This is a genomic window from Candidatus Poriferisodalis sp. (assembly GCF_965205175.1).
Classification (GTDB): domain Bacteria; phylum Actinomycetota; class Acidimicrobiia; order Acidimicrobiales; family Poriferisodalaceae; genus Poriferisodalis.
Map to the genome: position 1 here is coordinate 532,861 of NZ_OZ242038.1, position 17,650 is coordinate 550,510.

The 17,650-nt window shown below is 67.1% G+C and carries 17 protein-coding genes; 9 read left to right on the top strand and 8 right to left on the bottom strand.

Going from position 1 to position 17,650, the window contains the following annotated elements; genetic code table 11:
* Positions 1–478 precede the first annotated feature (478 nt).
* Positions 479–1,720 (top strand): McrC family protein, encoded by a 1,242-nt coding sequence (locus ACOGI4_RS02215; protein WP_419842329.1) that lies wholly within the window; start codon positions 479–481, stop codon positions 1,718–1,720.
* 110 nt (positions 1,721–1,830) lie between these two features.
* Here the strand turns inward: ACOGI4_RS02215 and ACOGI4_RS02220 are convergent, their stop codons facing one another.
* Positions 1,831–2,979 (bottom strand): ATP-binding protein, encoded by a 1,149-nt coding sequence (locus ACOGI4_RS02220; RefSeq protein ID WP_419842330.1) that lies wholly within the window; start codon positions 2,977–2,979, stop codon positions 1,831–1,833.
* Positions 2,980–3,313: 334 nt separating this feature from the next.
* On the opposite strand from ACOGI4_RS02220, the gene ACOGI4_RS02225 reads away from it, so the two are divergent.
* A complete protein-coding gene (locus tag ACOGI4_RS02225; protein ID WP_419842331.1) occupies positions 3,314–3,988 on the top strand; it encodes an aquaporin in 675 nt (224 codons plus the stop codon).
* 321 nt (positions 3,989–4,309) lie between these two features.
* Here the strand turns inward: ACOGI4_RS02225 and hemB are convergent, their stop codons facing one another.
* Positions 4,310–5,290, bottom strand: a complete 981-nt coding sequence (gene hemB, locus ACOGI4_RS02230; protein WP_419842332.1) for a porphobilinogen synthase — start codon at positions 5,288–5,290, stop codon at positions 4,310–4,312.
* A 215-nt stretch (positions 5,291–5,505) separates the two neighbouring features.
* Here hemB and ACOGI4_RS02235 point away from each other — a divergent pair, with 215 nt between their 5' ends.
* From ACOGI4_RS02235 to ACOGI4_RS02255, 5 genes are all read left to right on the top strand, one after another.
* A complete protein-coding gene (locus tag ACOGI4_RS02235; RefSeq protein ID WP_419842333.1) occupies positions 5,506–6,438 on the top strand; it encodes a hypothetical protein in 933 nt (310 codons plus the stop codon).
* A gap of 48 nt (positions 6,439–6,486) precedes the next feature.
* Positions 6,487–7,416 carry a DNA-formamidopyrimidine glycosylase family protein gene (locus tag ACOGI4_RS02240; protein ID WP_419842334.1) on the top strand — a complete coding sequence of 310 codons (930 nt, stop codon included), beginning with the start codon at positions 6,487–6,489 and terminating at the stop codon, positions 7,414–7,416.
* 320 nt (positions 7,417–7,736) lie between these two features.
* Complete coding sequence (locus ACOGI4_RS02245; protein ID WP_419842335.1) at positions 7,737–8,483, top strand: nitroreductase family protein; 747 nt, start codon at positions 7,737–7,739, stop codon at positions 8,481–8,483.
* A gap of 105 nt (positions 8,484–8,588) precedes the next feature.
* Positions 8,589–9,377, top strand: a complete 789-nt coding sequence (locus tag ACOGI4_RS02250) for an SDR family NAD(P)-dependent oxidoreductase (RefSeq protein ID WP_419842336.1) — start codon at positions 8,589–8,591, stop codon at positions 9,375–9,377.
* Positions 9,378–9,423: 46 nt separating this feature from the next.
* Positions 9,424–10,212: an SDR family NAD(P)-dependent oxidoreductase gene (locus ACOGI4_RS02255; protein WP_419843065.1), complete on the top strand. Its 789-nt coding sequence runs from the start codon at positions 9,424–9,426 to the stop codon at positions 10,210–10,212.
* A gap of 61 nt (positions 10,213–10,273) precedes the next feature.
* Here ACOGI4_RS02255 and ACOGI4_RS02260 read toward each other — a convergent pair whose 3' ends face one another.
* The 3 genes from ACOGI4_RS02260 to ACOGI4_RS02270 all read right to left on the bottom strand — a co-directional run bounded on the left by ACOGI4_RS02260 (position 10,274) and on the right by ACOGI4_RS02270 (position 13,354).
* Positions 10,274–12,052: a sigma-70 family RNA polymerase sigma factor gene (locus ACOGI4_RS02260; protein WP_419843066.1), complete on the bottom strand. Its 1,779-nt coding sequence runs from the start codon at positions 12,050–12,052 to the stop codon at positions 10,274–10,276.
* 173 nt (positions 12,053–12,225) lie between these two features.
* Positions 12,226–12,639: a hypothetical protein gene (locus ACOGI4_RS02265; protein ID WP_419842337.1), complete on the bottom strand. Its 414-nt coding sequence runs from the start codon at positions 12,637–12,639 to the stop codon at positions 12,226–12,228.
* Positions 12,640–12,718: 79 nt separating this feature from the next.
* Positions 12,719–13,354: an orotate phosphoribosyltransferase gene (locus ACOGI4_RS02270; RefSeq protein ID WP_419843067.1), complete on the bottom strand. Its 636-nt coding sequence runs from the start codon at positions 13,352–13,354 to the stop codon at positions 12,719–12,721.
* Between the two features lie 198 nt (positions 13,355–13,552).
* Here ACOGI4_RS02270 and ACOGI4_RS02275 point away from each other — a divergent pair, with 198 nt between their 5' ends.
* Both ACOGI4_RS02275 and ACOGI4_RS02280 read left to right on the top strand, forming a co-directional pair.
* Positions 13,553–13,786, top strand: coding sequence for an antitoxin (locus ACOGI4_RS02275; RefSeq protein WP_419842338.1), 234 nt, complete (start codon positions 13,553–13,555; stop codon positions 13,784–13,786).
* Positions 13,787–13,818: 32 nt separating this feature from the next.
* Positions 13,819–14,217, top strand: coding sequence for a TA system VapC family ribonuclease toxin (locus ACOGI4_RS02280; protein WP_419842339.1), 399 nt, complete (start codon positions 13,819–13,821; stop codon positions 14,215–14,217).
* A gap of 119 nt (positions 14,218–14,336) precedes the next feature.
* On the opposite strand, the gene ACOGI4_RS02285 is transcribed toward ACOGI4_RS02280, so the two are convergent.
* The 3 genes from ACOGI4_RS02285 to ACOGI4_RS02295 form a co-directional block, all read right to left on the bottom strand.
* Positions 14,337–15,956 (bottom strand): cell wall-binding repeat-containing protein, encoded by a 1,620-nt coding sequence (locus ACOGI4_RS02285; RefSeq protein ID WP_419842340.1) that lies wholly within the window; start codon positions 15,954–15,956, stop codon positions 14,337–14,339.
* A gap of 365 nt (positions 15,957–16,321) precedes the next feature.
* The gene (locus ACOGI4_RS02290; RefSeq protein WP_419842341.1) at positions 16,322–16,747 is read right to left on the bottom strand and encodes a hypothetical protein; all 426 of its coding nucleotides are present in this window, start codon (positions 16,745–16,747) and stop codon (positions 16,322–16,324) included.
* Between the two features lie 412 nt (positions 16,748–17,159).
* A complete protein-coding gene (locus tag ACOGI4_RS02295) occupies positions 17,160–17,624 on the bottom strand; it encodes a hypothetical protein (RefSeq protein ID WP_419842342.1) in 465 nt (154 codons plus the stop codon).
* Positions 17,625–17,650: the final 26 nt, after the last annotated feature.

A 17,650-nucleotide genomic window follows, 5' to 3' on the forward strand; every position in this document is an offset into this window, starting at 1 on the left:
CGGCTGCAGGCCGCGCGGGTGCCGGTTCACCACGAAACAGGCGAGCAGCGCACCGCAAACGGCAATCCATCGACTGCCGAACGGCCCACGACTCAAATTGCCAACAGCTCGTGACCAACAACCCGTGGCCAACAACTCGTGATCAACAGCTCGTAACCAACAGCTCGGATGATTGACGCTCACATGACGGAAGCTCGCCGCAGCGGACAGGTCAGCTCGGATGGCTGAAGGCCGCACTCGTGGCGAGGCTCGGCGTGCTCATGCGGCCGCGCCCTGGGCCGCGCCTGGATCCGGCAATGTCATCACACTGGTCGAGTGGCGTAGCGAGCGGCTTCGGCTGGACGATGGGACGGCTCGATATCTCGGTCAAGCCGGACGGGCCAGCCGAGTCGGCCAAGTCCACCAAGCCACCGGACGGGCCAGCCGAGTCGGCCAAGCCAGCCGAGCTAGTCAAGTCAGCCAGACTCAGTGGCTTCACGTGACTCCTGACCCCGAACCGGGCTGGTGGAGGGTCCGGCCGCGCCACTACGTGGGAGCGTTCACGCTGGGCGACCTGCGCATCATCGTGCAGCCGAAGATCAAGCCTGAGAATTTGTTCTTGCTGCTGGAGGTCGGGCTGCGGCCCGAGGACTGGCGGGCCGAGGCCATCGACTACGCCGACAACCACGACCTGCTCGCGGCACTGGTGTCGTTCTTCGCACGCACAGCGGAGACCACGCTGGCACGCGGGCTGTTCCATCACTACCGGCACGAAACCGACGATCTGCTGGCGCTGCGGGGCCGCATGGACTTCGTGCGGCAGTTCCGGCGGGGCGGCGTGCTGGTGCCGATGGCCTGCGAATGGGACGACTTCACCGCGGACGTCGACGAGAACCGCTGCCTTGCGGCGGCCATCAGGTTGGCGCTGCGGGTGCCCGACGTGCCCTACGACGACCGTCGACGGCTCCGGCGGCTGCTGGCTGCGCTGGACGGCGTGGCCGAACCCACCGCATCGGCGGCGCTGGAATGCCTCGACCGCATTGCCTACACGCGCATCAACGAGCACTACCGCGCTGCGCTCATGCTGGCACAGTTGCTGCTGGCCAACTGCACCCTGCGAGACCGTCACGGCCACACTGCTGCCTCAGCGTTCATGCTGGACATGAATGATCTGTTCGAGCAGTTCGTGACCCGCCGCCTGCAACGCGAGCTGCGTGCGCTGCGGGCGCCACACGGACCGCTCAGCGTTGCCGCTCAGTCAAGCCTGTATCTCGACGACGAGCAGCGTGTGCAGATGCGGCCTGACCTCACCTTGCGCAGCGGCGGCGAGACAGTCGGCGTCGCGGACCTCAAGTACAAGCTCGCCGAACTCGCCGAATATGACGCGAGCGCACCCGCCAACACGGAAATGCGTGCGCGCCAAGGCGACTGGTACCAGCTGCTGGCCTACACCACCGCGCTCGACCTGCGCGAAGGAACGCTCGTCTACTGCGCCGACGTGAACCCGGAAGAGGGCAGCAAGCGGCCGCCCGCGAACGGTTCGTCCGCGCGGCCCAGCCCGGCTGCGTCATCCATCGTCAAGTCAACCGTCACTGTGAGACACACGGGCATGAGACTCCACGCTGTCGGCATCGATCTATCGGGCAGCCCAAACGACATCAAGGATCAGATCGCAGCGCTCGCCGACCACCTGGCAACCACCTGCTCGGAGCAGCACAGACAGCGCACATACGCGGCCTGATCGCGCCGCTCGCCTCTCGCTCACCTCACAATTGGCGACTGGCTGAAGCGCTGGTGGCCGGCAGGCGCACAGTACGCGTGTCGCGCTCACCGCAGTCGCGCTCGCAACAGTCACGGCCATAGCTCGTCGGCAGCGAGCGCGTGATGCAACTCGGGCATCGACCAGACATCGATGCCGTCCTCGGTTCGGAACGACCGCCGGCCCCCGTAAGCCAACACTCGTCGCCGCAGTCCGGGCAGCGCTGCCAGCGCACGCAGCCCCTTGAGCATCGCAGTGTGGTATTGCTGCGCCGACTTCACTTCGATGGCCAGGTGCTCACCGTCGCGTGTGAGCACGAAGTCCACCTCGGCGCTCGACTCGGTTGCGGCCCAGTAGCCGATGTCGTCGAACAGATGCTGGGGCTCGTTGTGGCAGCGCAGCAATCCGAGGACCCACCCCTCCACCAACGCGCCGCGCTCCTCGGCTGTGGCCGGCCCGAGCTGTCGCTTGACGGCGCGCACGAGCCCCGGATCGGCCCAGTACAGCTTCGGCCGGCGCCGCTCTCGTACACGCAGCTTGGCCTCGAACGCCGGCAAGCGAACCGCCATCAGCGTCTGCTCGAGGATCTCCAAGTAGCCGTCGATCGTGGCCCGCGTCACGCCCGCATCGCGCGCAATCGATGTCGCATTGACCGTCTGGCCGTGCATCAGCGCTGCCACCGGCAGGAATCGAACGAACCCCGACAGGTTCCGCACCGCCGCTTCCGCCCGAATCTCCTCGCGCACGTACAGATGCACATAGCTTTGCAGCACCTCGCGGCGATCCCGAGCGGCCCACACCAATGCGATGGTGCCCCACGCGAGCGCTTCGTCGAGGTCGAAGTCGTCGCCGAGCTCAACAGGTGAGAGCGGGTGCATCGTGCGGTGCAACGCACGGCCGGCGAGCAGATTGGTGCCCGCCGAGGCCAGCTTGCGAGCACTGGAACCCAGCAGTGCGAATCGCACGCCGCGGTCTTCGATTTGGCGATGCACCTCGTTGAGCAAGCTGGGAATCCGCTGTATCTCGTCCACCACTGCCCACTGGCCGGGCTCAAGACCCGACAGCATGTGGCCGAACAACGACGGGTCGGCCAGCAAGTCCGTGAACAGTGCCTCGTCAAGCAGGTCCAGGCGCAACGCGTCTGGCAGCACACGACTGGCCCACGTGCTCTTGCCAGTGCCCCGCATACCGAGCAGGAAGAAGCTCCGGTCCGGTACCTGCGCCAAGCGTCTGTAGTGCATATGCGCGAAAATAGCCGAAAAATGTGTGTCTACTGTGCGTATTTTGGTGTTCTTCCGGGCAGTATCCCTGCGCGCGCCACCTGCTCCACCCACTCGACCGTGGTTCCCTGCGCCGCCTGCTCCAACGTGGCCGCCGCACAAGACGACGCGAGCAGGTGCGACAGACGGTGAGCGCAGTCCCCGCCCAGTCCCCCCCCCCCAGTCCCCGGTCGGCAGTACCCGAGGAGTACCCCCCAGCGGCGCACTTGATGCACTGCGTCGCCGCTGCACCACGAGTTCGTGGAGTTCACCTGCTCGTTGACGCTGGTTTGCCCTGCGATGGCAGGCTGACACGGTGACAGCGCTGCGCGACACCACGGCGAGCCGACTGACCTCGGAGTTCGTCGGCACCGGCTTCTTGCTGCTCAGCGTGGTCGGCTCGGGCATCATGGCGCAGCGACTCAGCCCCGACGACATCGGGCTGCAACTGCTGGAGAACTCCATCGCCACGGCCGCTGCGCTGGCCTGCCTGATCCTGCTGTTCGCAGCAACCTCGGGGGCGCACTTCAACCCGGCAGTGACGCTGTGGGCACGCCTCGACGGCGAGCTGGACAACCGAATGACCGGGCTCTACGTGGCCGTGCAGACAACCGGCGGGATCCTCGGCGTCATCGCCGCGAACGTCATCTTCGAGCTCGACGCAGTGTCGTGGTCCACCAGGGACCGCATCAGCGCCGCAGCGTTCGTGTCGGAGATCATCGCCACGTTCGGACTGGTGATCGTCATCATCGGCGTGGTGCGGTCCGGCAAGGCCCAGTTCGTGGCCTTCGCCGTGGCCGCCTACATCGGCGGCGCCTACTTCTTCACCTCGTCCACCAGCTTCGCCAACCCGGCGGTGACCATCGCTCGCATGTTCTCCGACACCTTCGCCGGCATCGCACCCGCCAGCGCGCCGCTGTTCATCGTGGCGCAATTCGCCGGCGCGCTGTGCGCAATCGCTGTCGCCCGAATTACCCACCCGCAGCGCTGAAGCAGTCTTCAACCAAAGCAGTCTCAAGCGGACCGTCGCAGCCAAGATCGCAGTGCTCATCCGGGCAACCGAAGCGCCCGATGGTGCTTGGCGCTAGGCATTGCTTGGTATTGCTTGCCCGCCGACGCGGACTGTCTCGGCTTGGGCTCGACTCAAGCTCGATCTGGGCTGGATGGGCTGGATGGGCTGGCTCGTCCGTGGCGTTCGGGTTTGCAGCGCTGCGGCGCGAAGCGGTCAAGCGCTTGGCGGCTTGGCCTGTCCGCGATCTGCTGGTGCGCGGCTGCCGCACGGCTGCTGTCTTCACGGCTACTGTCTTCACGGCTACTGCAGCGTCTCGGCGAACTCTCGTGCGAGGTAGGTCAGTATCAGGCCCGCGCCGGCTCGCTTGATCGCCGTGAGATGCTCGACAGCGGTGGCGGCACCGTCGATCCAGCCGTTGGCCGCGGCCGCCTTGAGCATCGCGTATTCGCCGGACACGTGATAGGCCGCCAAGGGCAGATCGAAGCGGGCTCGGGCCGCCGCTATCACATCGAGGTAGGCCAGCGCCGGCTTGACCATGACGATGTCGGCGCCCTCGGCGATGTCGAGCTCGATCTCTGCCATTGCCTCGCGGGCATTGGCAGGGTCCTGCTGGTAGCCCTTGCGGTCGCCGCCGCCGGCAATAGTCACATCGACGGCGTCGCGGAACGGCCCGTACTCCGCCGACGCGTACTTGGCCGAATACGCCATGATCGGCAGGCCCTCGAAGCCGTTGCGGTCGAGCGCCTGGCGGATCGCCCCGACTTGGCCGTCCATCATTCCCGACGGGGCCACCATATCCGCGCCGGCGGCGGCCTGAGCCAACGCGACCCGCTGATACAGCTCGAGCGTGGCGTCGTTGTCGATGTCGCCGCTGTCGGTCACGACGCCGCAATGGCCGTGGTCGGTGTACTCGTCGAGGCACAGGTCGGCGATGACCGCCACTTCGGCACCGTGATCGTCACGCAGGTTGCGCAGCGCCACCTGCACGACGCCGTCGGGGTTCCAAGCTTGCGACCCCAGCGCGTCCTTGCGTGCTGGCAGGCCGAACAGGACGACACCGCTGATGCCGAGGGCCGCTAGCTCGCTGACTTCCGTGCGCAGCGACTCTTGGGTGTGCTGCACGATGCCCGGCAGCGACCCGATGGGCTGCGGCTCGGCGGCATCCTCGCGCACGAACAGCGGGGCAACGAGGTCGTCGGGCGTCACGGTTGTCTCCGCCACGAGGCGGCGCAGTGCCGGGGTGCGACGCATCCGGCGAAGGCGGCGAGCCGGAAAGGTCACCCCGCAATGCTACGCCCGCATCCAGCCGACTGCCGGTGCCGGATGTGCGGTGCTGGGCCGCCGGGCACGCAGGTGCCGGGCCGCTGAGGGTGCAGTGCCGGGTGTGCATTTTGTTACGCGCTGGGTACGAGCTGGGTACGAGCTGGGCAGGTCCAGCATGCTGTCGTGGCAGAAAACGGCGCGCGCCCGAGTGCTCGTGACATAGCTTCGCTGCTGTGGAGATCGGTTCGCAGCGTTGGTGTACCGCCATGTCCGAGGTGCTAGCGGACGTGGAATTGCCGATGGTCAGCGCCGTCGTCGAGCAGCGGATCAGTGACGGCAACGGAGGCCCGGCGGTGGCCTACCGGCTCGTGATCAACGGCGGTCGCGCGCATGTCGTGCCGGTATCGCCCGAAGCCGAGCCGGCCGGAGGCCCGCGCCCACCGTCGAGGGCACCCGAAGCGTCGGCGTACGGGGACCCAATCCGCCGCCAGCTCGCTGACCTGCCCGTCCAATGCACCGGCCATCAACCGGCAGGCAATGCCCAAGACGCAAGCAGCCGCGACGACGCAGGCCGACCAGCAAACGGCCCAGCCGGGGATGCACACAGCGCCGACGCCAGCCGCGGTGGGCACTGCGACACCCCGGCGAAGCACGAATGCGGCAGCAGCGCCGTCATCGCAGCAGGTGGCCACGGCGGCGAGTGCAGCTCGGGCCACGGCGTGGTGGTGATGAGCCAGTCGCGGAAGATCGCTGACGCCGTACGGCGGGGCGAGCTGGCCGCGCTGGCAGCCTTGCAGGCCGGGCTCATCAAGGTGAGCGGCGACGTGCGCGTGCTGATCGCCGCTTCGGAAGCGCTGGAACTCGTGAACGCCGCCCTTGGCCGCGCGCTCGCCGATGACGAGAGCCGTCTCTCCACCGGCAGCGCGGGTGACGTGGACAGCAACATACCGCGCACAAGGCAACACGCCAGCGAGGTCACCGACGAACAAGATGGCGGGCACGGCAGCCGCGCTGGCCTGAACAGCCGCGACCGCACTCATAGCGACATGCCTGACGCGGACAGCTTCGCTACCCACAGCAATCATCCTCACACAGCTGGCGCCATCAGCAAACGAGACAGTGCAAGCGGATCGGCAGGCGGCGGCGCTGGCAGCGTCCACAACTGACCGAGCACAACTCACCGAGCACAACTCACCGACCAAACGGGGCAGCCCGTGCCGGAGATCCCCGAAATCAAAGCACACGCAGAACGGCTCGAATCGCTCGCTGCCGGCGACGTGCTTCGGCGCATCGAACCGTTGTCGTTCACGGCGTTCAAGACCGCCAGCCCGCCTCCGAGCGACGCTGTGGGATGGTCGCTGCGCAGCGTCACGCAACGAGCAAAGTTCCTGCTGCTGCGGTTCGTGCCCGAGTTCGCACCCGAACTCGAGCCAACCGTCGAAACAACGCCTGCCAGCAGGGCCGGCACGACCGGCGGCGCCGCCAAGGCCGGCCTGACGTTCGTGGTTCATCTCATGCAGGGCGGGCGGCTGCGAGTGTTGGCGCCGACGGCCAAGCGCCCACGACGACCCCGCGACGGCCTGGTCCGCTTCGAGTTCGACAGCGGACTGGGGCTCGTCCTGACCGAGCCGGGCACGCAGAAGCGGGCAGGTGTCTGGGTGCTCCCCGGCGACCTTCACCGGTCAGCTCCGCTGGCGGGGCTCGGCCCCGAGGCCACCGCCCTCGACACGTCCGCCATGTCCGAGCTCATGGCGGTCCGCTCGACGCGCCTGCACAACTTCCTGCGAGACCAGCGCGTCATCTCCGGTCTCGGACGACGGCTCGCCAACGAGATATGCCACCGAGCGCGACTGTCCCCATTCGCCCCGGTCGGTCGCCTCGACGCCGAGAGCATCGCTGCAGTGGTGGCGGCCATCGGCACCGTCGTGGAGGAATCGCTGGCCTTCGAACGAGGACGGTCGGAGATGAGCCGGTCGGCCGAGCGACCCTCGGCGGTGCATGGTCGCACCGGCCAGCCGTGCCCGGTCTGCAGCAAAGCGGTCCGGGCCGTCACCTACAACAGCTACTCGGTCAACTACTGCGCCGGATGCCAGACCGACGGCCGCGTGCTGGCCGACAACACCACCAGCAAGTTCTTGAGGTAGCACCCTGCGGCAGGACCAACGGAAACAGCGAGCGGCAACTGCGACAGCGCCCGGCGTCCGCCTGCGAGCCTGCGCCAGCGCAGCGCTCCCAATGATCGCCGACTGCATGATTGCCGACTGCTGCCAACGAAAGCGTCGATGTGGGAGCGGCCGCCCAACGGATCCACAGCGGAGACTCAAGCGCAGAACTCAGTGACCATCAACCGAGCGACAGTGCTGATGGCGCTTCGAAGCTCGGTCAGCGGCAGCGAGGCCTCGGAAGCGTGTCGCGGAACCGTGTCCCGGAAACGTGTCACAGGCACCGGTTACGCTCGAGAACCATGAGCGAAACAGACACACTGAAGGCAGACAGCACCGAAGCAGACGGCAACGAGACAGACAGCACCGCACCAAGCGCAACAGCACCGGGTGCCGTAAAGCTGGGCCTGTCGGCAGACGAGGTGCTGGCGACCACGCGGGCGGTGCGCAAGCGGCTCGATTTCGACCGCCCGGTTCCGGAATCGGTGCTGCGGGAGTGCGTCGAAGCCGCCGTGCAGGCACCTACGGGCTCCAACATGCAGGGCTGGCATTTCGTGTTCGTCACCGAACGCGACAAGATCGAGGCCATCGGCGCGCTGTACAAGCAGGGCTTCGACGCGTACCGCAACAGCCCCATGTACGCGGGCCGAGTGGCATCGGGCCTGAGCGCCGAGCGCGACGCTCAGCAGGCACGGGTGACCTCGTCGGCGGAGTACCTCTCGCAGCACATGGGACGCAGTCCGGTGCTGTTCATCCCGTGCATCACCGGCCGCACCGACGAACCGCGGATGATGGTCGGCCAGGCCGGCTCGATCATCCCCGCCGCCTGGAGCTTCATGCTGGCCGCCCGCGAGCGAGGCCTAGGCACCTGTTGGACCACACTGCACCTCGGCTACGAACGCGAAGCAGCAGACGTCTTGGGCATTCCCTACGACACCGTGCGGCAGTATGCGCTGAGCCCGGTGGCTTACACCAAGGGCACGGACTTCAAGCCGGCCACCCGCACCGACCTCGACTCGGTGATGAGCTGGAACAGCTGGCGCCGCTGACTTGGAACCGCTGACCGAGAACCGCTCATCTGGCCCTGTTGATCTGGCAGGGCACCGGAAGACTCTGCAACAGGGAAGTCAGTGTCCGACAAGTCAGGGAGCACCGTGTCAGAGAAATCAGCAAGGCCAGTCTCGGAATTGTTCGACCTGTCGGGTCGGGTGGCTGTGGTCACCGGCGGCTCGCGTGGACTCGGCCGCGAGATGGTGCTGGCGTTCGCTCACGCCGGCGCCGACGTGGTCATCGCCTCGCGCAAGCTCGACAACTGCGAGGCGCTGGCCGCCGAGGTGCGAGACGCCACCGGGCAGCAGGCCTTGGCGGTGGAGTGCCACGTGGGCTACTGGGAGCAGAACGACCGACTGTGCGAGCGCGTCTACTCCGAGTTCGGACACTGCGAAGTGCTGGTCAACAATGCCGGCCTGTCGCCGCTGTACCCGTCGCTCCACGACGTGTCCGAAGCCCTGTTCGACAAGGTGATCGACGTGAACCTGAAGGGCCCGTTTCGGGCCTCAGCGGTGTTCGGCAAGCGGATGTACGAAGCGGGCGGCGGCGCCATCATCAACGTCAGCTCGGTGGCCGCAGTGGCACCCACACCCAACGAGACTGCCTATGGGGCGGCCAAGGCAGGCGTGCATGCGATCACCCAGTCGTTCGCGCGGGAGTACGCACCCCGCGTGCGGGTGAACTGCATCATGCCAGGACCGTTCCTGACGGACATCTCCACGGCGTGGGACATGGAGGTCTTCAACGAGCGGGCTGCCAACGAGATCGCTCTGCAGCGAGGCGGCGAGGCCGACGAAGTGGTCGGCGCCGCGCTGTACTTTGCATCGGAAGCATCGAGCTACACGACGGGGTCGGTGCTGAAAGTCGACGGCGGCACCGCTTGGGCGACATAGCCCGGGCGAGGTGACCTACGGGACGACAACAACGGAGGCGACGATCATGGGGACAACGACACGACTCTCGGCGTTGAGCCGCTCGATCCAAGGCCGGGTCGCGCTGATCACCGGTGCCGGCGTCGGGCAGGGACGGGCTACGGCGCATCTGTTCGCCGACGAAGGGGCGCACGTTGCGGTGACCGACCTCGGCCAAGCCGAAGTGGACGCCGTGGTAGGCGAGATCGTCGATGCCGGCGGCTCTGCAGCAGGCTGGACCATGGACGTCGCCAACCGCCACCGGGTCAGCCAGGTCACGAACGAGGTCGCCGAGCGCTTCGGAGGCATCGACCATCTGATCAACAACGCGGGCATCTCGCGGTTCTCGCCGATCGACAGCGACAGCTACGAAGACAGCTGGGCCATCTCGCTCGAAGTGCTGCTCACGGCGCACACCTACACGGTGCGGGCGGCGCTGGCGTACCTGCGCCAGTCGGACGCGGCACGCATCGTGAACATTGCATCCACAGAAGGGTGGGGTGCCACCAAGTTCGGCTCGCCCTACACCGCCGCCAAGCACGGCGTCATCGGCCTCACCAAGTCCTTGGCAGTCGAGTTGGGCCGTGAAGGAATCACGGTGAACTGCATCTGCCCCGGCCCGATCCGCACCGCCATGACCGCAGAGATCACCGAAGAGCACAAGACGATCTTCGCCAAGCGACGCACGGCGCTGGGTCGTTACGGCGAACCGGAGGAAGTGGCTCACGGCACGCTCAATTTCTGTCTGCCCGCCAGCCAGTACATGACTGGTGCGGTGCTGCCGGTCGACGGCGGCCTGCTCATCAAGAACGCCTGAGCCAACGCAGCCGACCCAGATCAGCAGAGCCAGCGCTGGGATGCTGCGCTGGGGTTTTGCGCTACTTGGTGAGCACCATCGACAGCGAGGCCGGCATGCCGTCGGCGTCAAGGACAAGTGTGCCTGACAGATCTCCGCGCTCGGCCAGCGGCAGGGATGCCGTCCCGGCGGCCGTGAAGTAACCAGTCATCTCCAGCGTGCCGTCCTCGTTCGCGGTGCCCCGAGCGGCCAAGCGCAGTTCGGCCGACGCGCCGTCGTCGCCTGGGGCGAACACCAGCAGAGCGCTGAAACGACGCTCGGCGGCGGGCTCGGCATCCGCATCAGCAGCTGGGTCAACCGCGGGCTCAGCCGCTTGCAGCGATGCGCTGCTGGGCGGGATGACGGCGACCGTCTCCGTCGAGGTCACGGTCTCGGTGGACTCGACACCATCGACGGTTGTCGAGGTGATCGTGGTGACCTTCAGCGACAGCGCACCGGACACGTCGTAACGGGCCGCGCCCGCAGGCGTGAACGTCAACTTGACGTCTTGGACTTCTTGGGCGTCTCGGGCACCCTGAGCATCTCGGGCACCCTGGACGCTGTCTTGCACGCTGCCGGTTGCCGGCGACGAAGACAGGGGGTTGACGACAATCTCCGTTTGGACCGTCGTGTCGCCCTGCTCGCCAGCCTGCCCGCCCGACAACTCGGTGTCGCCGGCTGTCGCTTCGGTCTCCTGCGGAGCAGACGGAGCGTCACTCGCCTGCGCAGCAGTCTGCGACGCGGTGCCAGCGGCCTCCGCATCAACGTCGGGTCCTGACGCAGATCCTGACGCCACGAGCGCTGCGGCCTTGTCTGGCGACGCTTGAGCAGCGACGGGAACAACACTGCCATCAGCTGGAGCGTCGCCGGGCACACCAGCACCAGCCGCACCGACAGCCAGCGCGTCGAGGGGGACCACCACGGGCGCATCCGGGGACGGCAACTCCAGCGTCAGCGGCGCCAGCACATCCATGACCGTGTCAGGCAGCACCCGGTCGGCCGCCTTGTGCATCGGCGAGTCGACCGTCGGAGCGATGACCGCTGTCGCCAGCCCCAAGCCGACGGCCGCCTTGGCAACGACCGGCACGCCCACCGTCGCGGCATTCGCCGTCGCAGCGACAGCACGCGACGCCATCGGGGCGGTTTCGGCGAGCATCGGCATGGTCGAGTGCAGCGCCGCTCGTGCAGTGCCGGGCGAAGCATGGCTGGTCATCGCAGCTGCAGCCCGCTCACCGCGCCGCAACAGGCTCACCAGCGCCACCGGTGCCACGGCCGCCAGCTTCAGAGCGGCGCGAACTGCGCTGCGAGCCCGCGACACCCGCGCACGGGCGTTGACTTCCGAGATGCCTGCAGCCGCAGCGACTTCCTCGTAGCTGAGCTCCTCGACGAAGCGCAGCATGAGTGCTTCGCGATACGGCTCGGAGAGATTGCCGACGGCCTCGGCCAGCGCCGCATCGTCAAAGTCCAGACCGAGTTCGTCCTCGACGGTGAACGGCGGGTTCAGCGCTTGGTCGTTCGACGCGAACCGCTCGGTCTTGTCGGAGTCACGCTTGCGACGGTTGCCTTCGTCGTTGCAGACGTTGGACAAGATGCGGTGCAGCCACGGCCCCACGAGGTAGTTGCCGTTGAAGCGCGGCATGGCTCGCAGCGCACGTACCAGCGCTTCTTGCACGGCATCCTCGGCCGCCTCTGGGCAATTCAGCCGGCGGCGCGCATGGCTGAGCAGCTGCGGTCGGTACTCGCGCACCAGTTCGACGAACGCTCCTTCGTCACCGGCTTGGTAGGCGAGGACGAGATCTCGATCATCAAGACGCAGGGCCATGACAGTCACACACCGGTCAGTCACACGTGGGCACAGCGAGAGCGCCGTCGCTCCCGTCTCGGACGAGGGTACCGCAACACTCCTGCACCTGTGGTGTCGCGTTGGGGCTGGTTCTGTTTGTACACCTACGTGTCGCGGCAGCAGCCCGGTGCAGGCTGCCCAGTGCCGGCTGTTCAGGTGGACTCGGGGTTGAGCCTGCGGTTGATGTCTGCGACCGCGTCGATCAGTGCGCTGTTCTCCCGCATGATGCGGTCGACCTTGGTCTCCACAACGTCCAGACGCTGTTCGACCCGGTCCAGCCGCCATTCGACCCGGTCGAGACGCTGTTCGACCCGGTCGAGCCGCCGTTCGATCTGGTCGAGCCGTCTGAGCATCTCGCCGAACTGCTTGTGCATCTCGTCGAACTGCTCGTGCATCTCGCCGAACTGCTTGAGCACCTCGTCGAACTGCTTGTGCATCTCGCCGAAGTTCTCCGCCACCTGCGCGAACATCACGCCGAGGTAGTCGCGCAGAGCGTCGTGGGCGCCGGCTTGGTCAGTCGTATGTTCGTCAGTCGTATGTTGGTCAGTCATATGTTCGTCTGTCATGGAATGACACTAACTTGAGCCGACGCTCAGTCTGCCAGCATTTTCTTGGCATGCCTGGCATGTTCTGCGGCCAGCTAGATCAGCGCGCAGCGCAGTCAACCGCAGCCTCAGCGGCGGCCTCGGTGCCGACGGCGGGGATGCCGAGATCGCGGTAGGTGGCCATCGGAAAGTACGGCACGCCGAGGTCGGCGAAGCTCTGGCGAGCGTCGCCGCCGCGGTCTGCCAGCGTGACCGCAGCCACAACCTCCGCCCCGGTTTCCTGCACCGTCTCATAGGCCCGCAGGATCGAACCGCCGGTGGTCACCACATCGTCGATCAACAACACCCGGCTGCCTTGCCCGATGCGCGTACCCTCGATGAGGCGGTTCGTGCCGCGGCCCTTCGCCTCCTTGCGCACGATGAACCAGCCCGCGCCGCTCACCACCGCGACCGCAGCACACAGCGCGTCGGCACCCAAGGTCAGGCCGCCCGCAGCATCGAATTCGATGCCCGCGGCTCGTACCCGCTCAGCAATCGCCATGGCCGCCGAGCGCAGGTCGTTCCCGGCACCCAACGCTGCCTTGCCGTCGATGAAGTACCGGGACCAGTTGCCCGAGGCCAGCCGCACCGGTTCGTCAAGCTCGGTCAGTCCCTTGGCGCACAGCAGATCCAACAACGCGGCCTGCGCGCCTTCCAGCGACTCAGCCGACGCGTCGGCGCGCCAGCAGTCAAGCATCGTCGCCACTCGTCTCCCTCCGACAGGTTGCCCACGACCGGCGGTCGCAGCAGCCCGAGATTCCGCCACGGACTCTAGAACACACACGCGCAGACGGGGCGTCAAGCTCCGGGACTGCGTGTGATGAGCTGAAGTACTGATGCGGTGATATAGTGGTGTATTGATGTACTGGTGCTTTGATGCGTTAGACTTGCCTGCATGAGGACGACGATCGACCTGCCGCCCGATCTGCACGCTGTCGCACGCGAGCTGGCGCATCAGCAGCGCAAATCGCTGAGCCAAGTCGTCACCGAATTGATCCGGCTCGGGCTGGACCCCGTCGAGAACTCGACACTGCCCTCGCCGACTAGCTCGCGGGCCGGCGGCCTGCCCACCATCTGCATCGGCCGGAGCGTCACGTCTGAGGACGTGCGATCGCTCGATGACGAGTAGACGACAAGCAGACGACGAGCAGGCAAGGGCCGATGAGCGCAGCGCTCGCCGACAGCAACCTCCTGATTGCGCTGACCGTGCAGGACCACGTGCATCACCGCCGCTCACGAGCGTGGTTCGACAGCCACACCGGCCAGCTGGCCACATGTCCGATCACCCAAGGGGCCTTGCTGAGGTTCCTCGTGCGGGAAGGCGTCAGCGCGCGCAACGCGCCCGGTGCGCTTCAGCAGGTTCAGTCGTTGCCTCAGCATGCCTTCTGGGCCGACGAGATCGGCTTCGACTCAACGGTGCTCGCAGGGGTGATCGGCCACCGGCAGGTGACCGATGCGTACTTGGCCGCGCTGGCGCGTCACCGCAACGGCCGTCTCGCGACCCTCGATCGCGGCCTCGCAGCCCTGCACCCTCGGCACGCCGAGCTGATCCCGACCTAGGCCCCAGCCAGGACACTCACTTCACGCGTGCTCACTTCACGCGTGCTGCTGTGGCTCTCGCGGACAGCACTCTGGGCGCAGTGCTCGGCAGCGCTGACTGTGCGCTGCTATGGGGGCTGCTAGCCGATGTCGCCGGAGAGCAGCGCCAAGACGCTCGCGCTGGTCGCCAAGAGTCCCAAGGTTCCGACTGTGACGACCTCGCTGCCGCCGAGCGCCAGATGCAGCGTCGTGCTGACGCCGATGACTTCGCGGCGATCGTTGAGCACCGGTCCACCGCTGTTACCCGGCGCAAGCGGCGTGTCGGTCTTGATCCGTGTGATGCCGTCCCGCTCAAGCGTGCCCGAGTAGCGGCCCGCGGTGAGCGTCATGGTGTCGCCGCCGATTTCGGGGTAGCCGAGCGCCGTGAGCCGCTCGCCCGCCCGCAGCGGCCGATCCGAGAGGATTGCCGTCGGCAGCGGATCAGCGTCCGGGCCGAGCGTGAGCAGCGCAAGGTCATGACGCTGCGAGACCCGCACGAGTTCGGCTGACTGCACCCGCTGTGGCGCCCGCTCGAATGTGCCGCCCGTGTACACGTGGATCCGACCGCACGAAAATCCGCTGTCGCTGACCACCACATGATGGTTGGTCACGATTCGGCGGCCGTCGCCTACCACGAAGCCGGACCCGGCGGTTCCGACGAACCCGTCGACGCACCGTATCCTCACGACCGATCGTGCCACGGCTTCCCAGTCAGGCACCTCGCCTTCAGCGCTGCCGCTGCCCGCAGGCTGCTCCGTGCGTTGGGAAGTGCTCGGCGCCGTACCCGTAGCCGTGCTGTTGGCCACCGCGGCAAGGGCAGCGGCAGCCACGACCGATGCCGAGCCGATGCCGGTCACCGTCGCGATGTCGGCACGGCTTCCGATGGTCGCCAGCCAGTCCCGCCCGAACTCGGCCAGCGCCTTGGGGACAGCCTCGCTGGACGCGGGCACCAGCAGCAGCGGCTCGCACGGACCGCGGACCGCTCCCGCGGCCAGCCCGCCGAACGGCATCGTCCCGCTGGCCACTGCCACATCGACGACGGGATGGCAGTCCGCGTCGCTGATGGCGCGGCGGGCGATCAGCGCTGCTGTCTCGTAGCGGTCGGCGCCGGCAATGCGACGAACGGTGATGCCCAGCTCACGTATCTCGGCCTCGACTGCTGCCGAGACTGCCGCCGTGCCCCCGAGGATCGTGACCGACGACACGTTCCGGTCGGCATCGGTGAGGAAGCGGCGGGCTTGTACGTGCAACTTGTCGGGCGTGGTGAGCACGAGCGGCGTCTCGCGGGTAACGCTGGGCGCAGCCGCGACCGCATCAGCGAAGTTGGCGCCGGAAGCCAGATAGACGGTGTCGATCTGTTGTGGGGCGAAAGTCTGTGCTATCCGGCGGGCCGTCGCGTAGCGATCCTCGCCGGCGAATCGGTCCACTCGGTAGCCCAAGGAACGCAACTCCTCGACCACATCCTCCGATACCGCAGCGGGGCCGCCCAGGATGATCGCTTTCGCATTGTCCTGCGATGCGCACGGCTCGAGGTACCTCCGGGCAACCGCCGGCAGCGCATCCTGCTGGGTCAGCAGCAATGGTCGGTCGAGCGCTGCGCCGGCCAACGCGTCGGGCCAGTTCTCGCCCGAGGCGATGGCCACGCTGTGCGATCCGGTTCTGGCGTTGCAACTGCTGCCGGCGACGTTGGCGGCCAGCTCGAACACGCTGTCGCCGCTCACCCGATGCACTGCGACGCTCGATGTCTGGGCCGCCACAGGTCGCAGGCCAACCAGCGCCGAAGCTGCCAGCGCGCAGCCGACAACAGCAGCTGCGGGCCTGCGCCAGCGGCGCCGAGCACGCATTGCTGACCGCCTCACGCCGCTGCGTTGGGGCGGTGTGTCAGCCGTCATGGTGTGGGCAAGTAGGTCGTGGTCCAAGTCGTGATGCACCATGGGGCCTTCGCACTGCTGCTTTCCGCGATTCTGCTGCTGTTAACAGTCGCTCTTCGTCTCTGCAACGGAGGCGTTTGGTGCCGAGGCCGAGATGTGCACCCCGGCGCTCGCCGATGCGGCAATGCTACGACGCGGCTGCAGCGAGATTCCAGTCAGGCAGCAGCTTCCAAACGAACAAGTCGCTCAGTGTGATCCCGCAGAATCCCGTGTACCTCACGGAAGCCCTCCTGCATTTCCTCCCGCAGCACCGCGATCTCAGAGCGCACACTGGCAATCTCAAAGCGCAGCTCCTCCCGCAGCGCCGCTATCTCAGAGCGCAACTCCTCCCGCAGCGCCGCGATCTCGGAGTACATCTCGGCCCGCAGCGCCGCGATCTCGGAGTACATCTCGGCCCGCAGCAACGCGATTTCGGAGCGCAGTTCCGTCCGCAGCGCAGCGATTTCGGAGCGCAACTCGATCTCGAGGCCATCGATGCGGTCGTTGAGCGCGGAGAACTGCCACATCATCATCGAGAACATGGCGCTCAGCAGCGCCGCCAGCAGCCCGCCGACCACCGAGATCAGCACACCCGCCGACACCGGCGCACGCTGGCCGCGCCGGGAGCGCCGCGACATTGGCACGGCAGCTGCAGATCCCCCGGCCGGTCCACCCGCAGCCGAAGACGCACCGCTCGCCGGCTCAGCAGCCGCGTGCGGGACAGCACCTAGGTGCGGCTCTGCAGCCGTGTGCGGGTCGGGCGCTGGGTCCATCGCGGCGGTCGATTCCAAAGAAGCTGACATTGGGCCTCGCTGCAGGTCGCGGCGCAGTTATGCGCTCGTGTAGTTCCCGTCAGGCCGCCGCATCAGCCGGGCAGCAAGGCAAACACCACCCTAACGCACTGCAGCACCAGCCCACTGCAGCACCGTGGCCGATATGGCGAGCTTGAACACCAGCTGAACCGCTACTGAGGCACCAATCGCTCGGCCAGCGATAGATCAGCGAACTGTGCAGCTACTGCGTTTGCAATGCGGACACAGCCTCGATGCGCGCGAGTCGCTCGGTGTGATCCCGCAAGATCACGTGTACCTCACGGAAATCCTCCTGCATCTCCGCTCGAAGCGTCGCGATCTCAGTCCGAAACTCGGTCTCCAAGCCATCGATGCGGTCGTTGAGCGCGGAGAACTGCCACATCATCATCGAGAACATGGCGCTCAGCAGCGCCGCCAGCAGCCCGCCGACCACCGAGATCAGCACACCCGCCGACACCGGCGCACGCTCCTCGCGCCGCGACCGCATGGTGCTCTCAGCCGACGACTCAGCAGCGGGCACGGCTGCAGCACCAGCAGGCCCAGCGGCGGGCACGGCGGCTGCGCCAGCAGCCAGCACAGCACCAGCAGCCAGCCCAGCAGCAGCGTGCGGCTCTGCAGGGCCACCGACCTGTTCAGCAGGCGTGTGCGGGTCTGGCGCTGGGTCCATTGCGGCGGTCGATTCCAAAGAAGCTG

Excerpts from the sequence above, each read along its gene's own strand:
- ACOGI4_RS02220 (WP_419842330.1), bottom strand. The coding sequence starts at position 2,979 with ATGCACTACAGACGCTTGGCGCAGGTACCGGACCGGAGCTTCTTCCTG.
- ACOGI4_RS02245 (WP_419842335.1), top strand. The coding sequence starts at position 7,737 with ATGAGCGAAACAGACACACTGAAGGCAGACAGCACCGAAGCAGACGGC.
- ACOGI4_RS02255 (WP_419843065.1), top strand. The coding sequence starts at position 9,424 with ATGGGGACAACGACACGACTCTCGGCGTTGAGCCGCTCGATCCAAGGC.
- ACOGI4_RS02260 (WP_419843066.1), bottom strand. The coding sequence starts at position 12,052 with ATGGCCCTGCGTCTTGATGATCGAGATCTCGTCCTCGCCTACCAAGCC.
- ACOGI4_RS02265 (WP_419842337.1), bottom strand. The coding sequence starts at position 12,639 with ATGACAGACGAACATATGACTGACCAACATACGACTGACGAACATACG.
- ACOGI4_RS02270 (WP_419843067.1), bottom strand. The coding sequence starts at position 13,354 with ATGCTTGACTGCTGGCGCGCCGACGCGTCGGCTGAGTCGCTGGAAGGC.
- ACOGI4_RS02275 (WP_419842338.1), top strand. The coding sequence starts at position 13,553 with ATGAGGACGACGATCGACCTGCCGCCCGATCTGCACGCTGTCGCACGC.
- ACOGI4_RS02280 (WP_419842339.1), top strand. The coding sequence starts at position 13,819 with ATGAGCGCAGCGCTCGCCGACAGCAACCTCCTGATTGCGCTGACCGTG.
- ACOGI4_RS02295 (WP_419842342.1), bottom strand. The coding sequence starts at position 17,624 with ATGGACCCAGCGCCAGACCCGCACACGCCTGCTGAACAGGTCGGTGGC.